This is a genomic window from Helicobacter pylori SA37A, from assembly GCF_000476015.1.
Taxonomy (GTDB): Bacteria; Campylobacterota; Campylobacteria; order Campylobacterales; family Helicobacteraceae; genus Helicobacter; species Helicobacter pylori_DB.
The window spans coordinates 194,857-202,743 of sequence record NZ_CBOO010000002.1 but is presented as its reverse complement, the minus strand read 5'-3'; the positions used below and the strand labels follow the sequence as shown (position 1 = coordinate 202,743).

Genomic DNA, 7,887 nt, shown 5'->3' with positions numbered 1-7,887 from the left:
AGAGCAAGAAAAAAAGCAAATTGCGTGAAAGTTTTTATTTCAAAAAAATTCATTATTTTTGTATTTTTTTTACAGAATATGTAAAAATAAGTATTGTTCCTATAGAAACCATAGCAGGTGCGATTGTTTTTGCAATATTGTTGTATTTGTCTTTAAATTCATTGGTGAAATTTTGAAATACGCCTATAATACTACTATAAAGCCCATCAGTAGCCACATTGAGATTATCAGCTGGTATGAAATAAGAAATAATACCAATAGCAAGAGAAATACCACCCCAAACCAAATAAGGCATTATTCATCCCATCCTTGTGTAATATTGTTTTTCATTTGTTCAAACTTTTCTGTTGCTATATTCCCACCTTGTGTCATCATAAAAGATTTTTCAACATCAGGCAATTGTGAAGTGGGTAGTCCAAATTTATTTAAATTTGCCCTAAAAGCTTGACTTGTCTTTTTATTTATTTCTAAAAACTCTTTTTTAACGCTTTCAGGAGGGTTTAAAAATGATGGCATAATGATATTTTGTTGTTTATAATAAGTGTCTGAATAGGCACTTGCCATAAGAGATAGGGTTTGATTCATAAAGTTTAGGTTATTAGCAATATTGAGTAGAATTTGCGTGTTTAACATTTCAAATTTTTGTTTAAAGTCTGCATAGACTTTTGCTTTAGTTTCTTGATTTGTTGCTCCTTTAAGCCTTTCTATATATGAGCTATTGTCTTTCTCAAAAGTGTTTATCAATCGCTCAATTTCAAGCGTATTACTAAAACAATAATCCTTACCATCAATATTTTGTTTAGAGCAATACCCTTCTTTCGCATAGATTCTTCTTGTGTGAGTTGGGTTAAATTTTTAGCAAACTTTTCTACTTCTTTATAGTAGCGTTTAGCATAAGTGTATTGTATCTTAAGCGTCTTTTGGGGCTTGATGATCTCATAATCAAAAAGCTCATCGCTTTCAAAGTCCTTACTATAACTTTTTTCTAACGCCATTTTATTGTAATTTTATTCTCCCAAAAACTTTCGCTTGTTTTAACTTTCTTAGCCCTTATTCTAACATCATTATCCCCCCTTTTTAAAGTGCAGGATAACACTTCAATTCCGTAAAAATTGAAGTCAATTTGACCTTACAGGTGGCTAAAACACGCGCTTTTAAGATATTCTTAAATCAAACTTAATCAAAAAAAACTTATTTTAAAACTTTCAATTCACTCTTTTCAAACCAATTTTTTACAAGAATTTGGGCTATAATCTTTTACTAACAATCTCTTATTAAAAAGGAGTTCAATATGTCAAATATTATTACAGATTACTCGCAATACAATGAAAAGCAACTGCACAATTTCTTAAACTCCATTGAAAAACAATTGCTTAAGGCAGAAGGGGATAAAAATAAGGCGATAAAAAAAATCCAAGAGTGTGAATTGCAAGAACAAATGATCAGACAAGTTTTAGCCCAAAAACATTCTCAAGAAAAAGAACCCACACCAAGTTTGTTAAATACGATCGCTTCAAAAGATGACCCAGAATACGATGTTTCGTTTGGAGACTTCAATGATTTTTTGCAAATAGCGAAACAAGAAAGAGAAAGGCATAATGCTTAAAGTCAGAACTAAGAAAGATTTTCTTAAAGACTTTAATAAGCATATCTTAGTCTTGGCGTATTACAGAAAGCGATGTTACAAGCGTTGTTGATTGCTTAAAAGAACAAAAACCACTCCAACAAAAATATTGCGACCACGCCTTGAGCGACAATCTTAAAGGGCTGAGAGAATGCCATGTCAAGCCAAACTTGTTATTGATTTATGAAATCAAAAAACAAGAAAACGAACTTGTTTTATTGCGTCTAGACACTCATAGCGAGCTATTTAAAAAGTGATCAAACGCTAAAAAAATTATCTATAACAACAATCCGCGCTAATTTTTAATTTAAATCGCGCTAACTTTAAAATAAAACATGCTAATTTCTAAAAATAAGTTGTGCTAAGCCACACTACAAAAATGTTAATCTTTATTTTAAATCTTACTCATGCAAGTCTGCGCTATAAATCAACGCATTCCTTTTAACAACAAGGATAAAAAGTTGCAGAAAGCGATTTTTAAAAAGCAATTAAAAAATACTCATACAAACTTTTTTAACGCATCAAACACTTCTTCATTGGGCTTGACTTCCCAGTTAATACGAGAGAGTAATTTTTTGTTTTTGAAATAATAATTCGCTTTTAATTTTAAGGGTTTAGCCTTATGACCGCTTACTAAAACGATCACTTCATCTTTATCAATATTCATAATATCTTGCGCGCTCAATAAATCCCACGCCTCTTTACCTATACTAGAAGTCCCTCCGGTAATGAGTTGTCCTTTTTCTGTAGAGTGGCTTCGTGTTTTTCTAGTCATCTTACCGATTTCTTCGCTCACTTGTTTAGCATATTCTAAATCATCCATTTTGAAAATTACTTTGTAAGCCACGGTGCTATTAACAATTCTTGCATCTTCTTTGCCGTAATATTTTTCAATAAGAGCGTTGGATTGCGTGATAAAAATTAAAACCACACCATAGCTCCTACTTAATGCGGGCATTTCTAATAAAAAAGGCAATTTACCAAAACGCACAAATTCATCTAAAAAAAGATAAACCCTTTCTTCAAATTTCTTACTCTCTTTCAATAAAAGATTTTTAGCAATACTTTCCAAAAGGATACGGATAAGCGGTGCGAGCGTGTCAATATCTGTTTGAGCGATTTTAATATAGAGTGAAATATTATCAGCCCTTAAATCCTCGTATTCAAAACTCATGCTATCTGTAGCGCTTTTAACTTGATAGCTTGTAAAGACTTGCATAAAACGGCTATAAACTGATTTAATGCTCGCAAACTCTTTATCATTCGCCTTAGCCCATTTGTTCGCTTCGTTTCTAATAATAGGATCTAACATACCCTCTTTCATTATAATATTGCCTTGATCGTCTTTTTCTAAATGATTCACAGAGCCATCATAATTTTTAGGATTTTCTGGGTCAGTATAGACTTGTTCAGCTACTTGTTTATACCATAGCAATTCCACATTGACATTAGGTTTCATTTTTTTAACACCATTTTCTACTTTAGCCATATAACGCCCATTCTCTTTAACAAAACCATTATCGCTACTTTGGCATTCATATAATTCAGTATAAAATCGGCTTTGTGGATTGATTAAGGGGACATAATTTTTTATAGGAGCGCTTGCAATTTCAAAAAAGGTGCTAGTGTTATGCACACACAAATCATAAAGAGCGTAAAAGACAAATAAATTTTTAGCTTGCTGTGTCCAATGAGGGTCTTTATTTGCCCCATCTTCAGCAAAAATAGTATTACCCACTTCATCTACAAGCCTTCGCTTTCTGTTAAAATCTAATTTTTCTACAATGCGTTTATCAAACGGATTGAATTTAAGCGTGTTATCATTTCCTAAGGGATCAAATACAAAAATTTTATTTTTTAGAACTTGTTGTCTATAACCAGCCGTTAAATCAAACAACTCCCCTTTAATATCTAACACCACACAAGAGCTAGGCACATTTAAAAGATTAGGCACAGCCACAGCTGCGGTTTTACCACTTCTAGGAGGAGCGATAATTAAAGTAGAAAGTGGAGCATCATAATAAGTAGGCTTAAGCGAATTTAAACCTTTATATAGCCCCAAACAAAAACCTTTGTTAAAATTTAAAGTCATAGGATAACTTTTAGAAGAACCTAGCGTAAAGACATCTTTGCAAGCCTTAGGAAGAGTTTTAGCGTAATAATCTTTTTGAATGCTATTAAGCTTATGGAATAAATTGCTGGCTTTATCCTTAAATTTATCTTTTAATGTTTTGAATTTTTCTCTCATTTAAAATAATCCTTTTAGATATTTCATAAATAGCGTTAGTTTTACACTTAAAAATCCCCTAAACATAAAGATTAAGACACAAATCACTACTAAAAAAGATAAGATCGTAAAGAAAACCTTGGGTCTTTTCTTGGCAAATTGATAAACTTTATAAAATATACACCCTATAAAAACAGGCAATAGCGTAAAGCTAGAGACAACAAGCATTAGAGGTAAAAACAAAATTAAGAACAAGCCTTTAAAAATATTAAAAATATTGTATTCGTATTTAATAATATCTTTCATTTCAGCCCAAACCGCCTTGCCATGACTATCCATATTGCGTCCATTAAAAAATAAGTAGGCTGTCAAAAATAGCGGTAATAACGCACAAAAGAATGAAAAATAAATCTCAAATTTAAAATGGGAAAAATTATGTAGATTAAGAATGGCAAAAAGAAAATTTAAAAATACGCTCTAAAGCTCAAGCTAAAATGCTTGAAATGAGGAGTTTAAAACCAGACTCACAAGCCCACCTTTCAACCTCTCAAAGCCTTTTGTTCGTTCAAAAAATATTTGCTGATGTTAATAAAGAAATAAAAGTAGTTGCTAATACTGAAAAAAAAGTAGAAAAAGCGGGTTATGGTTATAGTAAAAGGGTGTAGCGATTAAAAACATTAAGTTTTTAATTATCTGTCGGCTTTTGAAAACATTTTTTATGGTGGCGTTATTTGACAATAAAAGAGAACCTTTTTAAAAGCTTAAACTATCCCTAAAATAAGGTAAAACTAACAAATGGAGGTTAAAGCGCACAATAAAACTCCAAAGAGCCGACTTTCTTAATCGTAATTTGCTTATGGTTTAATAAAGTTTCTAAATGCTTAAAAGCGTTAGAATCTAGAATTAGGGGGGCTTCTTCTGCGCTTAAAGGGCGTCTGGAAATTAAAGCGAGCAATTCGTCTATACCGCAAGAAATCAATTTTTTAGCTTGAGCAGTGGATCGTTTAGGCAAACTCACGCAAAGCCCTTCAAAAAACAAAGAACATTTCAATAATTCATCTTCGCTTAATTTAGGGGCTTTAAAGCTTGAGGGCCTGTCTATGGTGCTTAAATCCACTCTGGCTATATTGATTTGTTTTAAAAATTCAGCGATGAGCTTTAAATTATTCGCGCTATCATTCACGCCCTTAATTAACAGCACTTCAGCCACCAGTTGCCCTTGATAGATTTGAGAAAAGCGCAAAATCCCCTCTAAAATCTTGTTAATGTCTTTGGAATAAGGCTTATCCACTCTTTCAAAGGCTTTCAAATCAATAGCGTCTAAAGAAAATTTAACGATGTCAAATTCCTTCAAGGCTTGTTGGACTTTTGACTCATAAAAGAGTGAGCCATTGCTTAAAATCAAAGTTTTAACGCCTTTTAAAAAAGGCTTGATGCTTTGGATAAGCTCTAATAAATGAGGGTATAGAGTGGGTTCGCCATTAGCGGTAATGGTTAAAACATCAATGGGGGTAGCAAGGTTGTTTAGGGCGTTTTGAATGGCGTTAATCAAGGTTTCCACTTTGATCACTTCTTCCATGCGTTCAATGGGCTTGGCTTTACCCAACTCGCAATAAATGCAATTGTAATTGCATTGTTTTTTAGAGGGCGATAAATCCACGCCCAAAGACTTCCCAAAACGCCTGGATAAAACAGGCCCAAAAACGACAGGCGGATTTTCTTTAGCCATTCTCTTCCTCTAAAAACACGCGCTCTTTGCATTTGATGCATTCATGCGCCTTTTTTTTGCGATAGATTCTTTCACTCATCAAATAATGGCATTTCTCGCAACGCTTGTTGATGGGCTTATGGTTGGATAAAAAATTGCATTTAGGGTAGTTGTTACAGCCATAAAACGAGCCTTTCCTGCTCCTTTTTAAGGCAATATCCCCCCCGCATTCTGGGCATTTCACGCCTTCTATTGTTTCTTTTGCGTTAGGGGTGTTTTTTAACGATTTGGTGTTTTTGCATTCAGGGTAGTTGTTACAAGCCAAAAACGCCCCGTTTCTGCTGAATTTTTGCACCATTTCCCCTCCGCATTTTTCGCACAATTCTTGATTGGCTCCATCATTAGCGTTTTCAGTTTGTTTGATGTATTTGCATTTAGGGTAATTGTTACAAGCGATAAACTCCCCATAACGGCTATTCTTTTTGACTAATTCCCCCCCGCATTTAGGGCATGATTGGCCGGTTTTTTCATGCACTTTTTGAGAGATGATATTCTTTTTCCCAGCTTCAATTTTATCCATAAAAGGGTAGTAAAAGTCCTTTAAAACTTGCTGGTAGTCGGCTTTATTTTGAGCGATATTGTCCAGTTCTTCTTCTAAAGAAGCGCTGAATTTGGAATCCACGATTTCTTCAAAATGCTTTTCTAAAATTTCTATCACTTTAAACGCGCTCTCTAAAGCGCTGATTTGCTTTTTTTCTACCTTGATGTAGTCTCTGTTTTGTAAAAGGGAAATCGTTGGGGCGTAGGTGCTGGGCCTGCCTATGCCTAAACTTTCTAAAACTTTGATCAAGCTCGCTTCTGAATAGCGTGCTGGAGGTTCTGTAACATGGGCATTGCTCTCTAGTTTTTCTAATTTAATGGGATCATTTTCTTTCAAATTGGGGAGCAATTTGTCCTTATCGTCATTGCCTAAAATTTTATAATAGCCATCAAAAAGGAGTTTTCTCCCACTAGCTTTAAACTCGCCTTTTTCGCAAGCCACAACCACGCTTTGGCTTTCAAAAAGAGCATCTTGCATTTGAGAAGCTAAAAAGCGTTTGTAAATTAAAGTATAGAGCTTTAATTCTTCAGGCTTAAGGTAATCTTTTAAGGCGTTTGGCTCTAAAATAATGGAAGTGGGCCTGATCGCTTCATGGGCTTCTTGGGCGTTTTTATTCTTGCTGGAATAGACTTTGGCTTTAGGGGGTAGGTAGTCTTTGCCATAGTCTTTTAAAATCTTAGCCCTCGCTTCTTCTAAAGCCTCTTTAGCGATATTCAAGCTATCAGTCCTCATGTAAGTGATCACGCCCATAACGCCTTGCGGGGTGGCTACGCCTTCATATAATTTTTGAGCGATACTCATGGTTTTTATGGGCGAAAAGCCTAAAAGGCTGGAAGCGCTTTGCTGTAAAGTGGAAGTCATGAAAGGGGGCGGTGTGGGGGATTTTTTAGATTTTTTAACGATACTAGAGATAGTGTAGCTTTCTTTTTCCAATTCGTTTTTAATCTCATGGGCTTTTTTTTCATCAATGAGTTCTTGGGCTTTGAGTTTGTTGCCCTTATAGCTGATGAGTTGCGCTTCTAAATGCGGTTCAAACAAAGCGTCTAGCGTGAAGTAGGTTAAAGGCTTAAAGGCTTTGATTTCCCTCTCTTTATCAATCACAAGCTTTAAAGCCGCGCTTTGCACCCGCCCAGCGCTCAAGCCTTTAGTGATCTTAGATGAAATCAACGAGCTGAGCTTGAAACCCACGATCCGATCTAAAAAACGCCTGGCTTGTTGGGCATTGACCTTAGACATGTCAATTTGTCGTGGGGTTTTTAGAGCGTTTAAAATCGCATTTTGCGTGATCTCATGAAAAACAATCCTAGGATAGCTCTCCAATTTCCCTCCAATCAAACATGCCACATGATAGCCTATCGCCTCCCCTTCTCTGTCTTCATCGGTAGCGATATAAGTAATAGATGCCTTTTTAGAAAGCTCTATGATCTGTTTGACAAGCTCTTTGTGGTCTTTATCCACGACATAATTAGGAGTGAAGCCGGTTTCATCAATCTTAATGCCTAAAGCGAATTTGGATAAATCCCTGACATGCCCTTTAGAGGCGATGACTTCGTAATTTTTATCCAAAAAATTTTTAATGGTTTTGGCTTTTGCGGGGGATTCTACGATAATAAGGTGCTTCATTGAACGCCTTTAATAAAATGTTTATACCTATTAATGAATGATTGTAGCATAGAATTTTGACTAAACGATTCATTAAACCATAAAATTCTATAACGGCGCTAAAA

At 34.8% G+C, this 7,887-nt stretch carries 4 protein-coding genes and 6 pseudogenes; 3 read left to right on the top strand and 7 right to left on the bottom strand.

The features are described from left to right. The 3 pseudogenes from QT76_RS02035 to QT76_RS02025 form a co-directional block, all read right to left on the bottom strand. A pseudogene (locus tag QT76_RS02035) lies at nt 1-295 on the bottom strand (hypothetical protein); the annotation flags it as partial. Beyond that, nucleotides 295-828 (bottom strand): annotated as a pseudogene (locus tag QT76_RS02030) (hypothetical protein); the annotation flags it as partial. The pseudogenes QT76_RS02035 and QT76_RS02030, both read right to left, overlap by 1 nt. Continuing rightward, nucleotides 813-995 (bottom strand): annotated as a pseudogene (locus QT76_RS02025) (relaxase/mobilization nuclease domain-containing protein); the annotation flags it as partial. The pseudogenes QT76_RS02025 and QT76_RS02030, both read right to left, overlap by 16 nt. 296 nt (nt 996-1,291) lie before the next feature. Here QT76_RS02025 and QT76_RS02020 point away from each other — a divergent pair. Together QT76_RS02020 and QT76_RS07935 are read left to right on the top strand one after the other, a co-directional pair. After that, nucleotides 1,292-1,606, top strand: coding sequence for a hypothetical protein (locus tag QT76_RS02020; RefSeq protein ID WP_000065294.1), 315 nt, complete (start codon nt 1,292-1,294; stop codon nt 1,604-1,606). Further along, nucleotides 1,599-1,881: pseudogene (locus QT76_RS07935) on the top strand (type II toxin-antitoxin system RelE/ParE family toxin). The gene QT76_RS02020 and the pseudogene QT76_RS07935 overlap by 8 nt, the downstream one beginning before the upstream one ends. A 242-nt stretch (nt 1,882-2,123) precedes the next feature. Here the strand turns inward: QT76_RS07935 and QT76_RS02010 are convergent. Both QT76_RS02010 and QT76_RS02005 read right to left on the bottom strand, forming a co-directional pair. After that, on the bottom strand, nt 2,124-3,872 hold the full coding sequence (locus QT76_RS02010; protein ID WP_033616375.1) for a type IV secretory system conjugative DNA transfer family protein: 1,749 nt from the start codon (nt 3,870-3,872) through the stop codon (nt 2,124-2,126). Next, nucleotides 3,873-4,301 (bottom strand): annotated as a pseudogene (locus tag QT76_RS02005) (hypothetical protein); the annotation flags it as partial. On the opposite strand from QT76_RS02005, the pseudogene QT76_RS07930 reads away from it, so the two are divergent. Continuing rightward, a pseudogene (locus QT76_RS07930) lies at nt 4,298-4,516 on the top strand (DUF874 family protein); the annotation flags it as partial. The pseudogenes QT76_RS02005 and QT76_RS07930 sit on opposite strands and share 4 nt — an antisense overlap. A gap of 137 nt (nt 4,517-4,653) precedes the next feature. Here QT76_RS07930 and QT76_RS02000 read toward each other — a convergent pair. Both QT76_RS02000 and topA read right to left on the bottom strand, forming a co-directional pair. Beyond that, nucleotides 4,654-5,580 (bottom strand): radical SAM protein, encoded by a 927-nt coding sequence (locus QT76_RS02000; RefSeq protein WP_033616374.1) that lies wholly within the window; start codon nt 5,578-5,580, stop codon nt 4,654-4,656. Then, nucleotides 5,573-7,783, bottom strand: coding sequence for a type I DNA topoisomerase (topA, locus tag QT76_RS01995; protein ID WP_033616372.1), 2,211 nt, complete (start codon nt 7,781-7,783; stop codon nt 5,573-5,575). Before topA ends, QT76_RS02000 begins: the two co-directional genes overlap by 8 nt. Nucleotides 7,784-7,887: the final 104 nt, after the last annotated feature.

Coding starts and splice junctions, on each gene's coding strand:
- QT76_RS02020 (WP_000065294.1), top strand. CDS start 1,292: ATGTCAAATATTATTACAGATTACTCGCAATACAATGAAAAGCAACTG.
- topA (WP_033616372.1), bottom strand. CDS start 7,783: ATGAAGCACCTTATTATCGTAGAATCCCCCGCAAAAGCCAAAACCATT.
- QT76_RS02000 (WP_033616374.1), bottom strand. CDS start 5,580: ATGGCTAAAGAAAATCCGCCTGTCGTTTTTGGGCCTGTTTTATCCAGG.
- QT76_RS02010 (WP_033616375.1), bottom strand. CDS start 3,872: ATGAGAGAAAAATTCAAAACATTAAAAGATAAATTTAAGGATAAAGCC.